Origin of the sequence: Geodermatophilus telluris (assembly GCF_900102745.1) — a bacterium.
GTDB lineage: Bacteria > Actinomycetota > Actinomycetes > Mycobacteriales > Geodermatophilaceae > Geodermatophilus > Geodermatophilus telluris.
Map to the genome: position 1 here is coordinate 74,903 of NZ_FMZF01000002.1, position 17,422 is coordinate 92,324.

Annotated in this window: 16 protein-coding genes; 7 read left to right on the plus strand and 9 right to left on the minus strand. The window is 75.8% G+C overall.

The window, feature by feature from the left end; genetic code table 11:
* Positions 1-77: 77 nt before the first annotated feature.
* From BLQ97_RS05585 to BLQ97_RS05600, 4 genes are read left to right on the plus strand one after another with little or no spacing between them, the layout of a single operon-like run.
* Positions 78-2,849 (plus strand): hybrid sensor histidine kinase/response regulator, encoded by a 2,772-nt coding sequence (locus BLQ97_RS05585; protein ID WP_139173458.1) that lies wholly within the window; start codon positions 78-80, stop codon positions 2,847-2,849.
* 31 nt (positions 2,850-2,880) lie between these two features.
* Positions 2,881-4,173 (plus strand): serine--tRNA ligase, encoded by a 1,293-nt coding sequence (gene serS / locus BLQ97_RS05590; protein ID WP_091364143.1) that lies wholly within the window; start codon positions 2,881-2,883, stop codon positions 4,171-4,173.
* Entirely contained in the window at positions 4,170-5,084 is a 915-nt protein-coding gene (locus BLQ97_RS05595) for an HAD family hydrolase (protein ID WP_091364145.1), read from the plus strand. Before serS ends, BLQ97_RS05595 begins: the two co-directional genes overlap by 4 nt.
* A complete protein-coding gene (locus BLQ97_RS05600) occupies positions 5,077-5,880 on the plus strand; it encodes an HAD family hydrolase (protein WP_091364146.1) in 804 nt (267 codons plus the stop codon). Before BLQ97_RS05595 ends, BLQ97_RS05600 begins: the two co-directional genes overlap by 8 nt.
* A gap of 94 nt (positions 5,881-5,974) precedes the next feature.
* Here BLQ97_RS05600 and BLQ97_RS05605 read toward each other — a convergent pair whose 3' ends face one another.
* Positions 5,975-6,976: a type IV toxin-antitoxin system AbiEi family antitoxin domain-containing protein gene (locus tag BLQ97_RS05605; protein ID WP_245691886.1), complete on the minus strand. Its 1,002-nt coding sequence runs from the start codon at positions 6,974-6,976 to the stop codon at positions 5,975-5,977.
* Between the two features lie 150 nt (positions 6,977-7,126).
* Positions 7,127-7,663: a bacterial proteasome activator family protein gene (locus BLQ97_RS05610; RefSeq protein WP_091364149.1), complete on the minus strand. Its 537-nt coding sequence runs from the start codon at positions 7,661-7,663 to the stop codon at positions 7,127-7,129.
* Positions 7,664-7,746: 83 nt separating this feature from the next.
* On the opposite strand from BLQ97_RS05610, the gene BLQ97_RS05615 reads away from it, so the two are divergent.
* Complete coding sequence (locus BLQ97_RS05615; RefSeq protein ID WP_091364151.1) at positions 7,747-8,973, plus strand: cysteine desulfurase-like protein; 1,227 nt, start codon at positions 7,747-7,749, stop codon at positions 8,971-8,973.
* On the opposite strand, the gene BLQ97_RS05620 is transcribed toward BLQ97_RS05615, so the two are convergent.
* From BLQ97_RS05620 to folP, 5 genes are all read right to left on the minus strand, one after another.
* A complete protein-coding gene (locus BLQ97_RS05620; protein WP_091364153.1) occupies positions 8,974-9,966 on the minus strand; it encodes an NAD(P)H-quinone oxidoreductase in 993 nt (330 codons plus the stop codon).
* Positions 9,967-10,041: 75 nt separating this feature from the next.
* Positions 10,042-11,640, minus strand: a complete 1,599-nt coding sequence (locus BLQ97_RS05625) for an AMP-binding protein (protein ID WP_091364155.1) — start codon at positions 11,638-11,640, stop codon at positions 10,042-10,044.
* A gap of 83 nt (positions 11,641-11,723) precedes the next feature.
* Positions 11,724-12,146, minus strand: a complete 423-nt coding sequence (locus BLQ97_RS05630) for a PaaI family thioesterase (RefSeq protein WP_091365697.1) — start codon at positions 12,144-12,146, stop codon at positions 11,724-11,726.
* A 211-nt stretch (positions 12,147-12,357) separates the two neighbouring features.
* Entirely contained in the window at positions 12,358-12,936 is a 579-nt protein-coding gene (locus tag BLQ97_RS05635) for a universal stress protein (protein ID WP_091364157.1), read from the minus strand.
* A 209-nt stretch (positions 12,937-13,145) separates the two neighbouring features.
* Positions 13,146-14,048 carry a dihydropteroate synthase gene (gene folP / locus BLQ97_RS05640; RefSeq protein WP_245691888.1) on the minus strand — a complete coding sequence of 301 codons (903 nt, stop codon included), beginning with the start codon at positions 14,046-14,048 and terminating at the stop codon, positions 13,146-13,148.
* Positions 14,049-14,075: 27 nt separating this feature from the next.
* Here folP and BLQ97_RS05645 point away from each other — a divergent pair, with 27 nt between their 5' ends.
* Positions 14,076-14,537: a MaoC family dehydratase gene (locus BLQ97_RS05645; RefSeq protein ID WP_091364161.1), complete on the plus strand. Its 462-nt coding sequence runs from the start codon at positions 14,076-14,078 to the stop codon at positions 14,535-14,537.
* Positions 14,538-14,585: 48 nt separating this feature from the next.
* Here BLQ97_RS05645 and BLQ97_RS05650 read toward each other — a convergent pair whose 3' ends face one another.
* Both BLQ97_RS05650 and BLQ97_RS05655 read right to left on the minus strand, forming a co-directional pair.
* Positions 14,586-15,842 (minus strand): serine hydrolase domain-containing protein, encoded by a 1,257-nt coding sequence (locus tag BLQ97_RS05650; RefSeq protein WP_091364163.1) that lies wholly within the window; start codon positions 15,840-15,842, stop codon positions 14,586-14,588.
* Positions 15,843-15,985: 143 nt separating this feature from the next.
* Positions 15,986-16,408 carry an HU family DNA-binding protein gene (locus BLQ97_RS05655; RefSeq protein WP_281181372.1) on the minus strand — a complete coding sequence of 141 codons (423 nt, stop codon included), beginning with the start codon at positions 16,406-16,408 and terminating at the stop codon, positions 15,986-15,988.
* Between the two features lie 88 nt (positions 16,409-16,496).
* Between BLQ97_RS05655 and BLQ97_RS05660 the strand changes: the two genes are divergently transcribed.
* Positions 16,497-17,420 carry an aldo/keto reductase gene (locus tag BLQ97_RS05660; RefSeq protein ID WP_091364165.1) on the plus strand — a complete coding sequence of 308 codons (924 nt, stop codon included), beginning with the start codon at positions 16,497-16,499 and terminating at the stop codon, positions 17,418-17,420.
* Positions 17,421-17,422 lie beyond the last annotated feature (2 nt).

Here is a 17,422-nt window from a genome sequence, read left to right on the forward strand (position 1 = left end):
GGAGCCGAGTGTCCCAGGACCGGCCCCGCGGCGGGGCCGGCCTCAAGGTCGCCCGCCCCGCGGCCGACACCTCATCCGTGCCTCCCCTGCGCCGCACCCGGCCGGACCCCGACGCCCGGCCGCTGCGGGTCCTCCTGCGCCGCCCCCTGCTGGTCGGTCTCGCCGCGGTGACGGCGCTGGCGCTGACCACCGTCGGCGTGGTGGTCGCCATCGTGGGGGTGCTCGGGCCCCGGGTGGACCGCGCCGACGAGGCGCTGCGCGCCCTGCAGGACGGCCACATCGCGATGATCGACCAGGAGACCGGCCTGCGCGGCTTCCTCGTCACGCGCGAGGAGCGCTTCCTGCAGCCCTACGAGGACGGGGCGCGGGAGCTCGCCGCGCTCGACGTCCGGCTGGGCGAGCTGGCGCGGGGCGACGCCGAGCTGGCCGGCCTGGTCGCCGACCTGCGGGCCGCCGAGCAGGAGTGGATCGACGGCTGGGTGCGGCCGACCCTGGTGCGGCAGCCCGCCCTCGGCGACACCGCGGCCCTGGGCGACCTGCTCGCCGAGGGCAAGGAGCTCTTCGACGCCTACCGGGCCGTGGAGGCCGAGGCGCGCGCCGCGGTGGAGGCCCGCCGGGCGGAGGCCGCGACCGTCATGGGCGGGGTGCTCCTGGCCGGTGCCGTCCTGGGCCTGGCCGTCGCCGTCGCCCTCGCCGTCGCCGTGCGGCGGGCGAACCGCCGGCTGACCGCGCAGGTCCTGCCGCCCACCCAGCAGGTGCGCGACGCGCTCGCCGCGCTGACCGACGGCCGGCTCGACACCCGGCTGGCCGGGACCGGTCCGGAGGAGCTGCGCGACATCGCCGGGGACGTGAACGCGCTGGGCCGGGCGCTGCGCGACCGCGGCGCGCTGGTGGCGGCCCGCGAGGCGGAGCTGGTCGCCGCGCGCGACCAGGCCGAGCGGGCGGGTCAGGCCAAGACGGCGTTCCTCGCCACGATGAGCCACGAGATCCGGACGCCGCTCAACGCCGTCCTCGGCCTCACCGACCTGCTGCTGACCACCGACCTCGACGAGGACCAGCGGGCCCACCTGGAGACCATCGCCGGCAGTGGCGACAGCCTGCTCGCGCTGATCAACGACGTCCTGGACTTCTCCAAGATCGAGGCCGGCGAGCTCGACCTGGAGGCGGCGCCCTTCGACCTCGACGGCCTCGTCTACGACGTCGCCCAGCTGCTCGCCCCGCAGGCCGCCGGCAAGGGCCTCGACCTGCTGGTCGACGTCCCGGCCGACCGCTCCTGGCACGTCGTCGGCGACGGCACCCGCCTGCGCCAGGTGGTGGTCAACCTGATCGGCAACGCGGTCAAGTTCACCCACTCCGGCCAGGTCGTCGTCTCCGTCGCCGGCGAGCCGCACGGCGACCGGCTGCGCTGCCGTGTCGCGGTCTCCGACACCGGCATCGGCATCCCCGCCGAGCAGCGGCACCGGCTGTTCCGCTCCTTCAGCCAGGTGGACACCTCGGCCACCCGCTCCTACGGCGGCACCGGTCTGGGGCTGGCCATCAGCCAGCGCATCGCCCGCGCCATGGGCGGCGACATCACCGTGGACAGCGAGCCGGGGGCGGGCTCGACCTTCACCGTCACCCTGGACCTGCCGACGGCGGGCGCGGGTGTGCCGCCGTCGGCGGGGGAGGGCCTGGCCGGCCGCCGGCTGCTGGTCGTCGACGACAACCGCACCAACCTGCGGATCCTGGAGCACCAGCTGTCCCGGTTCGGCGCCGAGTGCCTCGTGACGACGAGCGCGGACGAGGCGCTGGCGACGGTGCGCGCCGGCGGCCTCGACGCCGTCCTCCTGGACCTGCACATGCCCGGGGTCGGCGGGGAGGAGCTGGCCGCGCGGGTGCGGGAGGTGCCCGGCGGCGCCGGCCTGCCGCTGGTCCTGCTGAGCAGCTCCACCCGGGTCCAGCCCGACGTGGCACCGCTGTTCGCCGCCCGGCTGCACAAGCCGGTCCGCCCCGAGCGGCTGCTGCGGACGCTGCGCGCGGTGCTCTCGCCCGGCGGCCCCGTCGAGACGCGCGGCACCCGCCGCCCGGCTCCCGGCGCCCCGGACCCGGGCCGGCGGCGGCTGCGGGTCCTCGTCGCCGAGGACCACGCGGTCAACGCCCAGCTGATGGCGCTCTACCTGCGCCAGCTCGGGCACGACAGCGAGCACGTGACCGACGGCGCCCAGGCGATTGACGCGGTCCGGCGCGGCGGGTGGGACGTGGTGCTCATGGACGCGCAGATGCCGGTGACGGGCGGCATCGAGGCCACCGCCGCCATCCGCGCGACGCCCGGCGCGCAGCCGCGCGTCGTCGCGGTGACCGCCAGCGTCCTCGACGCCGACCGCAGCGCCTTCCTCGCCGCGGGCGCCGACGCCTTCCTCACCAAGCCGGTCCGCCTGGCCACCCTCGGGGAGGCGCTCGACGACTGCGCCGACCTCGGGCACGTGCCCGGCGCCGCTGCCGGCACCGACGAGGTCCTCGACCCGGCGACGCTGGCCGAGCTCGAGGACCTCGGCCCCGACGCCCTGCAGCAGCTCTACGGCCAGTACCTCGACGGCCTCGACCGGGCGGTGGACGGGCTGGCCGGCGCCGTCGCCGGCGGCTCCTGGGCCGAGGACGACGAGGCGTCGGTGGCCCGGCTGGCCCACCGGCTCACGGGTGGCAGCGCCGCGCTCGGCGCCGTCCGCGTCGCCGGGCTGTGCCGGTGGCTGGAGACGGCGGCGGGTGCCCCGGCGCCCGAGCTGGCGCGTGCCCTCGCCGACCTGCGCACCGAGAGCGGCCGGGTCCGGGACGCCGTCGGCCGCTGGCTCGCCCTGCTGCCGGGCGCCTGAGCCGGTCGTGGGGGCTCTCTACGATCGAGGGGTGATCGACCTGCGCCTGGTGCGCGAGCACCCCGACGTCGTCCGTGCCAGCCAGCGTGCCCGCGGCGCCGACGAGTCCCGGGTCGACGCCCTGCTCGCCGCCGACGAGGCCCGTCGCGCCGCGGTCAAGCGCGGCGACGACCTGCGCGCCGAGCAGAAGGCCGCCTCGCAGGCGGTGAAGGGGGCCTCGGCCGAGGAGCGCCCCGCCGTGCTGGAGCGGGCCCGGGCGCTGGCCGCCCAGGTCAAGGAGGCCGAGGAGGCCCAGCGCGCCGCCGACGCCGCCCTGCGCGCGGCGCACCTGGCGATCCCCAACGTCGTCCACGACGACGTCCCGCCCGGCGGCGAGGACGACGCGGTCACCCTGCGCACGGTGGGCGAGGTCCCGTCCTGTGACTTCGAGGTGCGCGACCACCTGCAGATCGGCGAGGCCCTCGGCGCGATCGACACCGAGCGCGGCGCGAAGGTCTCCGGTGCCCGCTTCTACTTCCTCACCGGCCCCGGCGCCCTGCTGGAGTTCGCCCTCGCGCAGCTGGCCATCTCGCGCGCGGTGGCCGCCGGCTTCACCCCCGTCGTCGCCCCCGCCCTGGTCAAGCCCGAGGCCATGGAGGGCACCGGCTTTCTCGGCGAGCACGACGAGGAGGTCTACAAGGTCGAGCGCGACGACCTCTACCTCGTCGGCACCTCCGAGGTGGCGCTGGCCGGGATGCGGATGAACGAGGTCCTCGACCTCTCCGCCGGGCCGCTGCGCTACGCCGGCTGGTCCTCCTGCTTCCGCCGCGAGGCCGGGTCCTACGGCAAGGACACCCGCGGCATCATCCGCGTGCACTGGTTCGACAAGGTCGAGATGTTCAGCTTCTGCCGGCCCGAGGAGGCCGCCGCCGAGCACCTGCGGCTGCTGGCCTGGGAGGAGGAGTTCCTCCAGGCCCTCGAGCTGCCCTACCGGGTGGTCGACATCGCCGCCGGCGACCTGGGCACCAGCGCCGCCCGCAAGTACGACATCGAGGCCTGGTTCCCGTCGCAGGGCACCTACCGCGAGCTGACGTCGACGTCGGACTGCACCACCTTCCAGGCGCGGCGGCTGGCCATCCGCTACCGCGACGAGGAGGGCCGGCCGCAGACCGCGGCCACCCTCAACGGCACGCTGTGCGCCATCGCCCGCACCATCGCCTGCCTGCTCGAGGTGCACCAGCGCGCCGACGGCTCGGTGCACGTCCCCGCGGCGCTGCGGCCCTGGCTGGGCGGCCACGAGGTGCTCACCCCCGGCATGACCCTGGCCGCGCCGGTGCCCGCGTGACCGGGGCCGCGCCCCGGCCGGTCATCTCCGGGCACGTCCCCTCACCCGAGTCCGACCGGGTGGTCGAGCCCGGCGACCTCGGCGGCTGGCGGCCCAAGCTGGTGGCCAGCGACCTCGACGGCACGCTGCTGACCTCCGAGGGCGTGGTCAGCCCCCGCACCCGCGCGGCGCTGGAGGGCTGCTGGGCCGCCGGCATCCCGGTCGTCGGTGTCACCGGGCGCGGGCCGCGGCTGCTCGACAGCGTCCGCGCCGCGCTCGACCGGCGGGGCATCGCCGTCCTCGCGCAGGGCGGCTTCGTCGTCGACCTCGAGCGCGACCAGGTGCTGCGCACCGTGGGGCTCCCCCGGGCGGAGGCGACGGCGGTCATCGAGCGCATCGAGGGTGTCGCCGGGGAGCTGATCGTGGCCGTCGAGGACGCCGCCGAGCAGGCCGAGGCGTACGCGCCGCTGCGCGTCCAGCACGGCTTCGACTGGCCCTACCCCGAGCCCGCGCACCTGCTGCCGCGCCACCAGGTGCTGCCCCAGGGCGCGGTGCTCAAGGTCTTCCTGCGCTCCCCGTCGCTCGGCCAGGACGAGCTGCTGGCGCGTGCCCGCCGCGTCGTCGACCCCGCCGAGGCGGAGGTGACCCACGCCGGCCTGGGCTTCATCGAGGTGCTGCCGCCCGGCGTGACCAAGGCCACCGGCCTGGCCGTGGCGCTGGAGCGCTACGGCGTCGGTTTCGGCGACGTGCTCGTGTTCGGCGACATGCCCAACGACCTGCCGATGATCGGCGCGGTCACCGAGGCCGGCGGCCGCGCGGTCGCGGTGGCCAACGCCCACCCCACCGTCCGCGCCGCGGCCGGCGCGCTGACCGGAGGGCACGACGCCGACGGCGTGGCCCACTACCTCGAGGCGGTGCTGGCCGGTGTCTGACTGGCGTCCGCGGCTGATCGCCAGCGACATGGACGGCACGCTGCTGCGCTCGGACGACACCGTCGGCGACGCGACGCTCGCCGAGCTGCAGCGGTGGGCCGACGACGGCGTGCCGCTGGTCCTGGCCACCGGCCGGCCCCCGCGCTGGATGCGCCGGATCCGCGAGGTCGTGCGCACCGGCACCGCGGTCTGCTGCAACGGCGCGGTGCTGCTCGACCTCGAGCGCTTCGAGGTGCTCGAGGAGGAGGCGCTGCCGCCGGCGGTCCTGGCCGAGATCACCGGCGGCCTGCGCGCCGAGCAGCCGGGCACCTGGTTCGCCGTCGAGTACGGGCTGGAGTTCCGCCACGAGCCGGTCTACCGGCCGCGGTGGGACGTGGACGCCCCGGGCGTCGCGGAGGCCCCGCTCGAGGAGATCGTCGCCGCCCCGGCGGCCAAGCTGCTGGCCCGCCACGAGGACATGGACCGCGACTCCTTCGTCGCGCTGGTGCAGCAGGTGGTCGGCGACCTCGCCACGGTGACGACGTCGTCGTCGGACGCGCTGGCCGAGATCTCCGCGCGCGGCGTCACCAAGGCCACCGGCCTGGCGCGGGTCGCCGCCCGGCACGGCGTCGGCCCGGAGGACGTCGTCGTCTTCGGCGACATGCCCAACGACATCGCGGCCTTCGACTGGGTGCGCGAGGGCGGCGGCCGCGCGGTGGCGATGGCGCACGCGCACCCGGAGCTGCTCGCCGCGGCCACCGACGTCACCGGCACCAACGACGACGACGGCGTCGCCGCCTTCCTCGCCTCGCTGTAGGGGCGGGGCGATGATCAGGTCACCTGATCGTCGAGTGTCCTACCCGACCGTGGGACGTCGGGTGGGACGCGCTGCGGTGCGGTAGGACGCGTCGTCAGGCCGCGGCGTCGGTCCGGCCGGGTTCCGGGGTGCGGACGACGGAGAAGCGCCTCGGGCCGGTCAGCGGCGTCGCCAGCAGACCGGCGATCCGCGCGGACACCGCGCGCAGGGCGCCGAGGTCCTCCTGCGCGACGCGCACCACGCGGACGTCGAGCTCGCGGATCCGGTCCTCCCGGCGCTTCTCGTCCCACAGCACGTCGGCGCCCGTGCGTCCGGGCCGCGGGTCGACGTACTTGACCCGGCCGTCGAACTCGACGGCGACCGCGGCCTCGTCGAACCAGGCGTCCACCCGGGCGACGAACCCGCGGGGCCCGTGCAGCTCCACCTGCAGCTCCGGTCGGGGCAGCCCGGCCGCCACGAGGGCCAGCCGGCCGCGGGTCTCCAGCGGGGACTCGGTGCGCCCGTCGGCCAGGTCGAGCGCCCGGGCGGCCGCGCCGATGCCCAGCCAGTGCGACTGCGCCAGCACGGTGGCCCGGACCTCGGCGCGGCCGACCCGCTTCTGGTGCAGCGCCTCGTCGAGCGCGACGACGGCGTCGGCGAGCGGCCACTCCCGCGCGCAGTCGACCAGCGTGCGGGCCGGCGAGGTCACGGCCAGCGGTCCCTCGGCGAGGACGTCGCCTTCCGGCAGTTCGGCCGCCGAGATCCGGTAGCCCCGTCCGCGCCGCCACTCGTCGACGTGGGTCAGTCGCACCGCGGCGTCGAGCGACCGGGGCAGGACCAGCCGGTGGAACCGGGCGGCGGAGTCGTGGCTGACCACGGGTCCGGGGCCGAGCACGGTGAGGGCGGCGACGCACTCGACGAGGTGCCGGGCCCGCGCGTCGTCGGCCAGCGCCAGCCACGTCGCCGTCTCGACGTAGACGCCCCGGCGCAGGCGGTACCAGCGGCCGGAGCCGACGGCGGACCGGATCTCGTCGGGCCGGAGGCCGGCACGCCGGGCGTCGGCGACGGTGAAGACGCCGAGACGGCGCCGGGCGGCGGACTCCAGGAGTGGGTGCACACGCGCAGTCTGGGAGTCGGAGAGCACGCCTGGCGCGACTCCGCCGAACCTGTGGACGGGGCGTCCTCCCGCACCGCAGCGCGTCCTACCCGACGTCCCACCGTCAGGTCGGACACTCGATGATCAGGTCACCTGATCATCGCCCCGCCCCTACAGGTACTGGCCGCCGCCGGGGCGGACGTCGGGGGCCGCGGGACCGGGCAGGGCCCGCCGCCGGATCTCCTCCAGCTGCGCCCGTGCGGCCATCTGCTGGGCGAACAGCGCCGTCTGGATGCCCTGGAAGACGCCCTCCAGCCAGCCGACCAGCTGGGCCTGGGCGATGCGCAGCTCGGCGTCCGACGGGGTGACGCCCTCGCTGAACGGCGAGGTGATCCGCCGCAGCTCCTCCGACAGCTCCGGCGCCAGGCCCTGCTCCAGCTCCCGGATCGAGGAGGCGTGGATGTCGCGCAGCCGGGCGCGGCTGGCGTCGTCGAGGGGAGCGGCGCGCACCTCCTCGAGCAGCTGCTTGATCATGGTGCCGATCCGCATGACCTTCGCGGGCTGCTCCACCATCTCGCCCATGCCGGACGTGCCGTCGCCGTCGTCCGCACCGGCGACCGGCACGGGCATGGTGCCGACCGGCCGGCCGTCGGGGCCGACGACGACGACCTGCTGCGGGCGTTCGGTGCCGTTCTGCGGTGCCGTCATGCCCTCCATCCTGCCCCGCGCCCACGGGCGGCGAACGCGGGGAGCAGGGTCGGCGGGCGACCGTGCCGTCTAGGGTCGGCCGCATGGGACCGGGGGAGCCGCGGCTGGACGTCGCGCGCGTCCGCGGCCTGTTCCCCGGCCTCTCCGACGGCTTCGTGCACACCGACGCGCCGGCCGGGACGCTGGTGCCCGAGAGCGTCGCGCACGCCGTGTCCTCCGCCATGCGCGTGCCGGTCGCCAACCGCGGCGGCGTCTTCCCCTCCTCCGCCCGCACCGAGGGCCTCGTGGCCAGCGCCCGCGCCGCGGTGGCCGACCTCGTCGGCGGGGTCTCCACGGGCGTGGTCCTCGGCGCCAACACGACGACGCTGACCTTCGCCGTCGCCCGGGCGCTGGCCCGCACCTGGCGCTCGGGCGACGAGGTGGTGGTCAGCCGCCTGGACCACGACGCCAACATCCGCCCGTGGGTGCAGCTCGCCGAGCGGGCCGGGGTCGTCGTCCGGTGGGCCGAGGTGGACATCGAGACCGGCGAGCTGCCCGCCTGGCAGTACGACGAGCTGATCACCCCGCGCACCCGGCTGGTGGCGGTGACCGCGGCGAGCAACGCCATCGGCACCCGCCCCGACGTCGCCGCGATCGCCGCCCGGGCGCACGCGGTCGGCGCGCTGGTCTACGTCGACGCCGTGCAGGCCGCCCCGCACGTCCTCCTCGACCGGGCCGCGCTGGGCGCGGACTTCCTCGCGGTGTCGGCCTACACCTTCTGTGGCCCGCACGTGGGCGCGGTGGTGGCCGACCCCGACCTGCTGGCCGACCTGGTGCCCGACCGGCTGCTGCCGGCGCCCGACCGGGTGCCCGACCGCTTCGAGACCGGCACGCCGCCCTTCGAGCTCTACGCCGGCGTCACCGCCGCCGTCGACCACCTCGCCGGCCTCTGCGAGGACACCGTGGGCGGCCGCCGCGACCGGCTGCGGGCGTCCATGGCCGCGGTCGCCGCCTACGAGGGCGGGCTGTTCGACTGGCTGGACCAGGCGCTGCGCGCGATGCGGCACGTGCAGGTGGTCGGCTTCCCCGAGCACACCACGCCGACCCTGTCGTTCACGGTGACCGGCATGCGCCCCCGGCAGGTGGCCGTGGAGCTCGCCCGCCGCGGCGTGTGCGCCTGGGACGGCGACTTCTACGCGCGCGAGCTGTTCGACGCGCTGGGCGTCAACGAGGCCGGCGGCGCCGTGCGGCTCGGGCTGGCGCACTACAACACCGCCGAGGAGGTCGGCTACGTGATCGACTCCGTGGCGGCGCTGCGCAGCGCCCTCTAGTCAGGCGTCGGGCAGCAGCAGCACCTTGCCCACGTGCTCGCTGGACTCCACGACCCGGTGCGCCTCGGCCGCCCGCGACATCGGCAGCCGCCGGTCGACGATCGGGCGCACCACGCCGCGCTCGACGTCGGGCCACACGTGGTCGCGCACCGCCGCGACGATCTCCGCCTTGCCGCCCCGGCCGGTGGGCGGCCGCGAGCGCAGCGCGGTGGCGTGCACCGACGCGCGCTTGGCCAGCAGCCGGCCGAGGTCGAGCTCGGCCCGCGTGCCGCCCTGCATGCCGATGACGACGAGCCGGCCGCCGACGGCGAGGGCGTCGACGTTGCGGGCCAGGTAGGCGGCCCCCATGTTGTCCAGGACGACGTCGACCCCGGCGCCGTCGGTCTCCTCGCGGACCCGCTCGACGAAGTCCTCGTCGCGGTAGTTGATCGTCACCTCGGCGCCCAGCTCGCGGCAGACGTCGAGCTTGGCCTGCGTCCCGGCGGTGGTGAACACGCGGGCGCCGGCGCGCGCGGTGAGCTGGATCGCCATCGTGCCGATGCCGCTGGAGCCGCCGTGCACGAGGAAGCGCTCGCCGCGGCGCAGCCCGGCGAGGGTGAAGACGTTGGACCAGACGGTGCAGGTGACCTCCGGCAGGGCGGCCGCGGTGGCCAGCTCGACGCCCGCCGGGCGCGGCAGCAGCTGCACGGCGGGGACGGCGACCCGCTCGGCGTAGCCCCCGCCGGCCAGCAGGGCGCACACCTCGTCGCCGACCGACCAGCCGGTGACGCCCGCGCCGACCTCGCTGACCACCCCGCTGCACTCCAGGCCCAGCACCGGGCTGGCGCCCTTCGGCGGCGGGTAGTTCCCGGCCCGCTGCAGCAGGTCGGCCCGGTTGACGGCGGTGGCCGCGACGTCGACGACGACCTCGCCGGGGCCGGCCACCGGGTCGGGGACCTCCCCCCAGCCGAGGACCTCGGGTCCGCCGGAGCCGTCCGTGGTGACCGCGCGCATGGCCCCGACCCTAGGAGGACGCCGCCCGGCGTGCCCGTGGCGGGACGGGCACGCCGGGAGGCAGGGGGGTCCTGCTCAGGCGCGGGCCTTGAGGTCCTTGCGCAGGATCTTGCCGGCCGCCGACTTGGGCACCTGCTCGATGAACTCGACCGCGCGGATCTTCTTGTGCGGCGCGAGCCGCTCGGCGGCGTAGTCCATGACCTCCTGCTCGGAGATCTCCGCGCCGGGCGCCCGGACGACGAAGGCCTTGGGCAGCTCCTCGCCGCTGTCGGCGTCCTTGACGCCGATGACGGCGGCGTCTGCGATGGCCGGGTTGTTGACCAGCACGGCCTCCAGCTCGGCCGGGGCCACCTGGTAGCCCTTGTACTTGATCAGTTCCTTGACCCGGTCGACGACGGTGTAGCAGCCGTTCTCGTCGACGATCGCGACGTCACCGGTGTGCAGCCAGCCCTCGTCGTCGAGGGTCTCCCTCGTGGCCTTCTCGTTGTTGAGGTAGCCCTTCATGACCTGCGGGCCGCGGACCCACAGCTCGCCCCGCTCGCCGGGGGCGGCGTCCTCGCCGGTGGAGGGGTCGACCAGGCGACACTCGGTGTTGGGCAGCGCCAGGCCCACCGAGCCCTTGGGCACCGAGGTCGCGCCCTCGGGGAGCCGGGTGGCGTCGGGGGTGGTGTGCGAGACCGGCGACAGCTCGGTCATCCCGTAGCCCTGGGCGACGACGACGCCGTCGGCCGCGCCCTTGCGCAGCCGGTCCTGGGCGGCCTGGGCCAGCGCCTCGTCCAGCGGCGCGGCCCCGGAGGTGATGCTGCGCAGGGAGGACAGGTCGAACTGGTCGACCATCGGGTGCTTGGCCAGCGCCAGCACGATGGGCGGCGCGACGAAGGCCCGGGTGATCTCCTGGTCCTGGATGGTGCGCAGGAACTGCTCGAGGTCGAACCGCGGCAGGGTGACCACGGTGCCGCCCCACTGCAGGCCCTGGTTCATCAGCACGGTCAGGCCGTAGATGTGGAAGAACGGCAGGACGGCGATGATCCGCTCGTCGCCCTCGTGCAGCTCCACCAGCGGGCGGGACTGGCTGACGTTGGCCACCAGGTTGCGGTGGGTGAGCATGACGCCCTTGGGCAGGCCGGTGGTGCCGCTGGAGTAGGGCAGCGTGACCAGGTCGGTCGCCGGGTCGATGTCCACCTCGACCGAGGGGGCGTCACTGGAGATGAGGTCGAGCAGCGAGGCGTGGCCCTCGGCGCCGTCCATGACGACGACCTCGTCGACCGGCGACTGTTCGACGGCCTCCAGTGCCCGGTCGAGGAACGGCGAGACGGTGATGAGCACCTTCGCGCCGGAGTCCTTCAGCTGGAAGGCGACCTCGTGCGCGGTGTAGAGCGAGTTGATCGGGCTCATCACGCAGCCGGCGCGGGCGATGCCGTGGAAGACCACCGGGTACCACATGGTGTTGGGGCACAGCACGGCGACGACGTCGCCCTTGCGCAGCCCGCGGGCGGCGAGGGCGGCGGCGACGCGGTCGACGTAGGTGGCCAGCTGGCCGTGGCTGATGGAGTCACCGGTGAGGCCGTCGACCAGGGCCGGGGAGTCGGGCCGGGAGGCGCCGCCGGCGAGGACGAACTCGGGGACCGACAGGTCGGGGATCTCGACGTCGGGGTAACGACTGGCCAGTGCCACGGGGTGCTCCTCCTGAGGGACGGGTGACGCCAGTCTCACACCCCGGGCGTGCCGCGGGACACGGGGGTTACTGGCCGGTCACCTCATCGGGGCCACAGCACCGACTGGGTGCAGCGGAACAGCGCGAGGGTCTTCCCGGCCCCCGAGGAGACGACGGCGTCCCACACCTGGGTGCTGCGCCCCGCGTGCACGTTCGTGGCGACGGTCTGCACCCGGCCCTCGCGGACGGTGCCGAGGAAGTTGCTCTTCAGCTCGATGGTGGTGAAGCCGGCCGCGCCCTCGGGCAGCAGCGCGCGGGTGGCCAGGCCGCAGGCGGTGTCGGCGAGCGCGACGACGGTCGCGGCGTGCAGGTAGCCGTTGGGGGCGAGCAGCTCCGGGCGGACGTCGAGGGCGGCCTCGAGCCGGCCGGGCTCGTGCGCGGTGACCGTCAGGCCGATCAGCCCCGGCAGCGTGCCCGGCAGCAGCGCGTTGAGCTCGTCGGCGGAGAGGAAACCGGTGGCGGCCATGCGCCGGACGGTAGCGAGCGGGGGGCGCGCCACGATCAGTGCAAGGACCTCCCCTGCCCCCCACCGCTCGCAGGCTCGCGGCGGGCCCCTGCAGGGAGGCCGGCTCGATCACGGCGCGTCCCACCCGACGTCCCACGGTCGGGTGGGACGCGCTGCGGTGAGGGAGGACGTCCTCCGGTGGGGAAGGACCCACCGCCACCCGGCCGGCCGGTCAGGGGCCGGTGAACTCCGCGGCGGCCCCGCGGAAGCGCCGGCGGTGCGCGCGCACCCGCCCCCCGCCGGTGCGCCGGCGCAGGTGCAGCCGCTCCCGGTGCGCCTCCGCCGAGTGGACGACGGTCACCGGGCACGGCGCGTGCAGCACGCACTGCATGCTCGTCGAGCCGAGCAGCATCGAGGAGAACCCGCCGTGCCCCCGGCTGCCGACCACCAGCAGGTCCGCCCCGGCGGACTCCCGGATGAGCGCGTCCGCCGCCGAGCCGAGGACGGCGGTCACGTGGATCACCGGGTGCGGCTCGGGCACCTCGCGGAGCGCCTCGGCGACAGCGCTCTCGGTCCGCTCCACCGCGGTGCGCTCGGCGGCCCGGTACCGGGCCTCGCCGACCGCGTCGAAGTCCATCCACTCCTCGGGCGGGCGGTGGGCGACGACCACCTCGACCGGCACGTCCCGGCGGACGGCGTCCTCGACGGCGAACCGCACCGCGGCCCGCGCGCCCGCCGACCCGTCCACGCCGACGACGACCCGGTGTCCCCGCGCCTGCGGCTGCTCGACGTCCCCGGCCTGCTCGCTCATGACGGCCTCCTCGGTACCGCCCCCGTGGGGCCCGGTACCGCCACGGGCGTGCCCCGATCGTCGTCCGGTGGGCCCTCGGCGACAAGCACCCCGGCCGCCGCCGGGCCGCCGAACTCGCGGCGTGGTGCCCGGGCTCGCGCTGCGCGGTGAGGGCGGGCACCGCGAGGTGGGGCCGGGCACCGCGGGACGGGGACGGCGGGGCGGCCCCCTCAGGCCAGGCCGCGGACCGTCCGCGCCGGCGGCCGGTCACCGCGGATGGAGGCGACCATGTCCAGCGTCTGCCGGGTCGCGGCGACGTCGTGGGCGCGGAACACCCGGGCGCCCAGCCACGCGCTGACCGCCGTCGCCGCCAGCGTGCCGGTGAGCCGCTCGTCGAGGACGACGTCGAGGGTCTCGCCGACGAAGTCCTTGTTCGACAGCGCCACCAGCACCGGCCAGCCGGTGGCGACCAGCTCGTCGAGCCGCCGGGTGGCCTCCAGCGAGTGCCGGGTGTTCTTGCCGAAGTCGTGCCCGGGGTCGACCAGCACCCGGTCGCGCTCCACGCCCGCGGCGACCGCCGCCTCGGCCAGCGCCGTCGTCCGGGCCACCACGTCGGCCACGACGTCGGCGTACTGCACGCGGTGCGGCCGGGTGCGTGGCGGCAACCCACCCGCGTGCGTGCACACGATCCCCGCACCGGCCTCGGCGGCGACCGCGGCCAGCTCCGGGTCGACCCCGCCCCACGCGTCGTTGACCACGTCGGCCCCGGCGGCCAGCACCTCGCGCGCCACCTCCGCCCGCCACGTGTCGATGGAGATCGGCAGCTCGGGGTGGGCGGCGCGGATGGCCGCCACCAGGTCCACCGTCCGGCGGACCTCCTCGGCGGGGGAGACCTCCTCGCCGGGCGCGGCCTTCACGCCGCCGACGTCCACCATGTCCGCGCCCTCGGCCACCACGCGGTCCACCCGCTCGACGGCGGCGGCCAGCTCGTAGGTGGCGCCGCGGTCGTAGAACGAGTCGGGCGTGCGGTTGACGATCGCCATGACGACCAGTGCGCCGTCGGGGACGTCGAGCCGGCCCAGTCGCAGCACCCGTTCCTCCGTCCCCGCAGCCGGTGTGGTGGAGTCAGCCAACCAGACCACCGTGAGGGAGGACGTGCGATGGCGCAGACCACCGTGGACGGCGTCGAGGGCGTGCAGGGCCTCGTCGGGCAGCACCTCGGCCACAGCGACTGGGTGGAGGTCACCCAGGAGCAGGTGAACCAGTTCGCCGAGGCGACCGGGGACCACCAGTGGATCCACGTCGACCCGGAGCGGGCGAAGCGGGAGAGCCCGTTCGGCGGCCCGATCGCCCACGGCTACCTGACGCTGTCGCTCGTCCCGTCGCTGCTGCCGCAGATCGTCGAGATCACCGGCTTCCGCATGGGCGTCAACTACGGCACGGAGAAGGTGCGCTTCCCCTCGCCGGTGCCGGTGGGCAGCCGGGTGCGCGCCGGCGCCACGCTCGCCTCCGTCACGCCCTTCGACGGCGGCGTCAGCATGAACATGGACGTCACCGTCGAGGTCGAGGGCGCGTCCAAGCCGGCGATGGTCGCCACCGTCGTCTACCGCCGCTACCTCTGACGCCGTCCGCGGAGGCGCACCAGGCGCCTCCGCGGACCGCGGCCTCCGTCAGGTCACGATCGCCTGGTTGACCAGGGCGCGCAGGTAGGCCCGGATCGGCAGGGTCGACGAGGGCAGCAGCTGCGTGAAGAACGTGACGACGACGTCCTCGACCGGGTCGACGTAGAACGCGGTGGACGCCGCCCCGCCCCAGCTGTAGTCGCCGACGCTGGCCACGCCGCCGTAGCGCACCGGGTCGATCACCATCGAGAAGCCCAGCCCGAAGCCGACCCCGCGCAGCGGCGTCTCGGCGAACAGCGGCCGGCCGAAGGTCTCCAGGTCGGCGTCGCCGGGCAGGTGGTTGCGGGTCATGTGGGCGATCGTGCGGGGGCCCAGCAGCCGGCCGCCGTCGAACGAGCCGCCGCGGCGGAGCATCTCGGCGAAGCGCACGTAGTCACCCGCCGTGCCCACCAGCCCGCCACCGCCGGAGAGGAACGCCGGCTTCGACAGCGCCGCGGCGCCCATGGTGTCCAGCGGCGCGTACCCCGTGGCCGCCCCGCCGGGCCGACCGGGGACGGCGGAGTAGAGGCGGGCCAGCGAGGCGGGGTCGTCGTCCTCCCGCAGACCGAAGGAGGTGTCGGTCATGCCGAGCGGCCCGAAGACCCGCTCCTGGAAGAAGACGTCGAGCGGCTGCCCCGACACGACCTCCACCAGGCGGCCGAGGACGTCGGTGGACACGCCGTAGTTCCACTCCGAGCCGGGCTGGAAGACCAGCGGCACCGACGCCCACTGGCGGCAGACCTCGGCCGAGTCGGCCCCCGGCGGGGTGCCCCACTCGTGGCCCATCGCGCGGTACATGGCGTCGACCGGGTGGGCGTGGTGGAAGCCGTAGGTCAGACCCGAGGTGTGGGTCAGCAGGTGCCGCACCCGGATCGGCTCGACCTGCGGCTGGGTGACCGGCTTCTGCGCCGACCCGGCCACGTAGACGCGGGTCTCGGCGAACTCGGGCAGCCACCTCGCGATCGGGTCGGTGAGCTCGAAGGCGCCCTCCTCGTACAGCATCATCGCCGCCACCGAGGTCACCGGCTTGGTCATCGAGAAGATCCGCCAGCGGGTGTCCTCCTCCACCGGCAGGCCGCTCTCGACGTCGCGCATCCCGGCCCGGCCCACGTGGGCCAGCCGCCCCCGGCGGGACACGGTGACCAGGTAGCCGGGCAGCTGCCCGTCGTCGACCCAGCGGGCCAGCCGCCGGTCGAGGCGCTGCAGCCGCGCGGGGTCGAGCCCCACCTCGGCCGGGTCGGTGTCCAGGGCCAGTCCGCTGCTCACGCGTTCCTCCGTCCCGCGCCGTCCGCCCGCCGGGCGGCGCCTGCCCTCGCATCCTGACCCACGCGGTGGTGGGCCCGGTCACAGGGGCAGGCGCCGCCCCGACGGCGGGAGGTCAGACCGGGACGTCGCCGGGCGACCGCCGGTCACACCGGGACGTTGCTGGCGGCCTTCTTCAGGTTCGACCCGGCGCTCACCTTGACCGTGTTGGCCGCGGGGATGTCGATGGACTCGCCGGTCTGCGGGTTGCGGCCGGTCCGGGCCGAGCGCTGGGTCCGCTCGACGGTGAGCAGGCCGGAGACGGCGACCTTCTCGCCGCGGGTGATCGCCTCGACGAGCTCCTCCTGGAGGCCGTTGAGGACGGCGTCCACGGTGGAGCTCGGCACGTCGGCGCGCTTGGCGATGGCGGAGACGAGTTCGGCCTTGTTCACGGGGATCCTCTCGTGGTGTCGCGGCCGCGCGGGCTCGGCGGGCCGCCGTTCGGGATGCCGCCGCGCTGCGCGGCGGCCGCCCCGGGCGGGCGCCCGGGGGACGGCCGGTCCCCGTGGAGGCGGTCCGGCCCGGGGCACCGTGTCACGTCCGCGGGGGATCTGGCCAGTCCACGGGGCCGTCGGCGCCCCGGCAGCGGTCCCGCCGAGGGCCGCCTAGCGTGGGGGTGTGCCGCAGCTCCCCGGGACCGACCTGACCGTCAGCGACCTGTGCCTCGGCGGCAACGTCTTCGGCTGGACCGCCGACGAGGCGACGTCGCACGCCGTCCTCGACCGGTTCGTCGACGCCGTCCCGAGCACCCGGCGCCCGTTCGTCGACACCGCCGAGATGTACGGCGACGGCCGCTCCGAGCAGATCCTCGGCGGCTGGATGGCCGAGCGCGGCCTGCGCGACCGCGTGGTCGTGGCCACCAAGGCCTCGCCGCAGCAGAAGGCGCACCCGCTGGCGGCCGGGGAGATCCGCGAGGCCGCCGAGCGCTCGCTGCGCAACCTGCGGACCGACCGCATCGACCTGTACTACGCGCACTACGACGACGAGACGACGCCGCTGGAGGAGACGCTCACCGCGTTCGACGAGCTGGTGCGCTCGGGCAAGGTGCTGTACGTCGCGGCGTCGAACTACTCGCCCCAGCGGCTCACCGAGGCGCTGGAGACCTCCGAGCGGCTGGGCCTGACCCGCTACGTGGCGCTGCAGCCGCTCTACAACCTGGTGGAGCGGCCGGTCTACGAGGACGGCCTGCGCGACGTCGTCGCCGCGCACGGGCTGGGCTGCCTGCCGTACTTCTCGCTGGCCAAGGGCTTCCTGACCGGTAAGTACCGGGCCGGGGAGCGGGTCGACTCGCCGCGCGCCCGCGGCGCGATGGCCTACGCCGGCGAGCGCGGCGACCGGGTGCTGGCCGCGCTGCAGGAGGTCGCCGCCGCGCACGGGGTGACGGCGGCCGCGGTGGCGCTGCGCTGGCTGGCCGACCGGCCCACGGTCACCGCGCCGATCGCCAGCGGCCGCGACGTCGACCAGCTCGCCGACCTGCTGCCGATGCAGGACCTGGTGCTCACCGACGACGAGCGCGCCGCGCTGACCGCCGCCTCCGAGTAGCC

What these genes read in the sequence shown, in the direction of transcription:
- BLQ97_RS05610 (WP_091364149.1), bottom strand. Translation starts at nt 7,663, where the DNA reads ATGACGGCACCGCAGAACGGCACCGAACGCCCGCAGCAGGTCGTCGTC.
- BLQ97_RS05635 (WP_091364157.1), bottom strand. Translation starts at nt 12,936, where the DNA reads ATGAGCGAGCAGGCCGGGGACGTCGAGCAGCCGCAGGCGCGGGGACAC.
- BLQ97_RS05645 (WP_091364161.1), top strand. Translation starts at nt 14,076, where the DNA reads ATGGCGCAGACCACCGTGGACGGCGTCGAGGGCGTGCAGGGCCTCGTC.
- BLQ97_RS05630 (WP_091365697.1), bottom strand. Translation starts at nt 12,146, where the DNA reads ATGGCCGCCACCGGTTTCCTCTCCGCCGACGAGCTCAACGCGCTGCTG.
- BLQ97_RS05615 (WP_091364151.1), top strand. Translation starts at nt 7,747, where the DNA reads ATGGGACCGGGGGAGCCGCGGCTGGACGTCGCGCGCGTCCGCGGCCTG.
- BLQ97_RS05620 (WP_091364153.1), bottom strand. Translation starts at nt 9,966, where the DNA reads ATGCGCGCGGTCACCACGGACGGCTCCGGCGGACCCGAGGTCCTCGGC.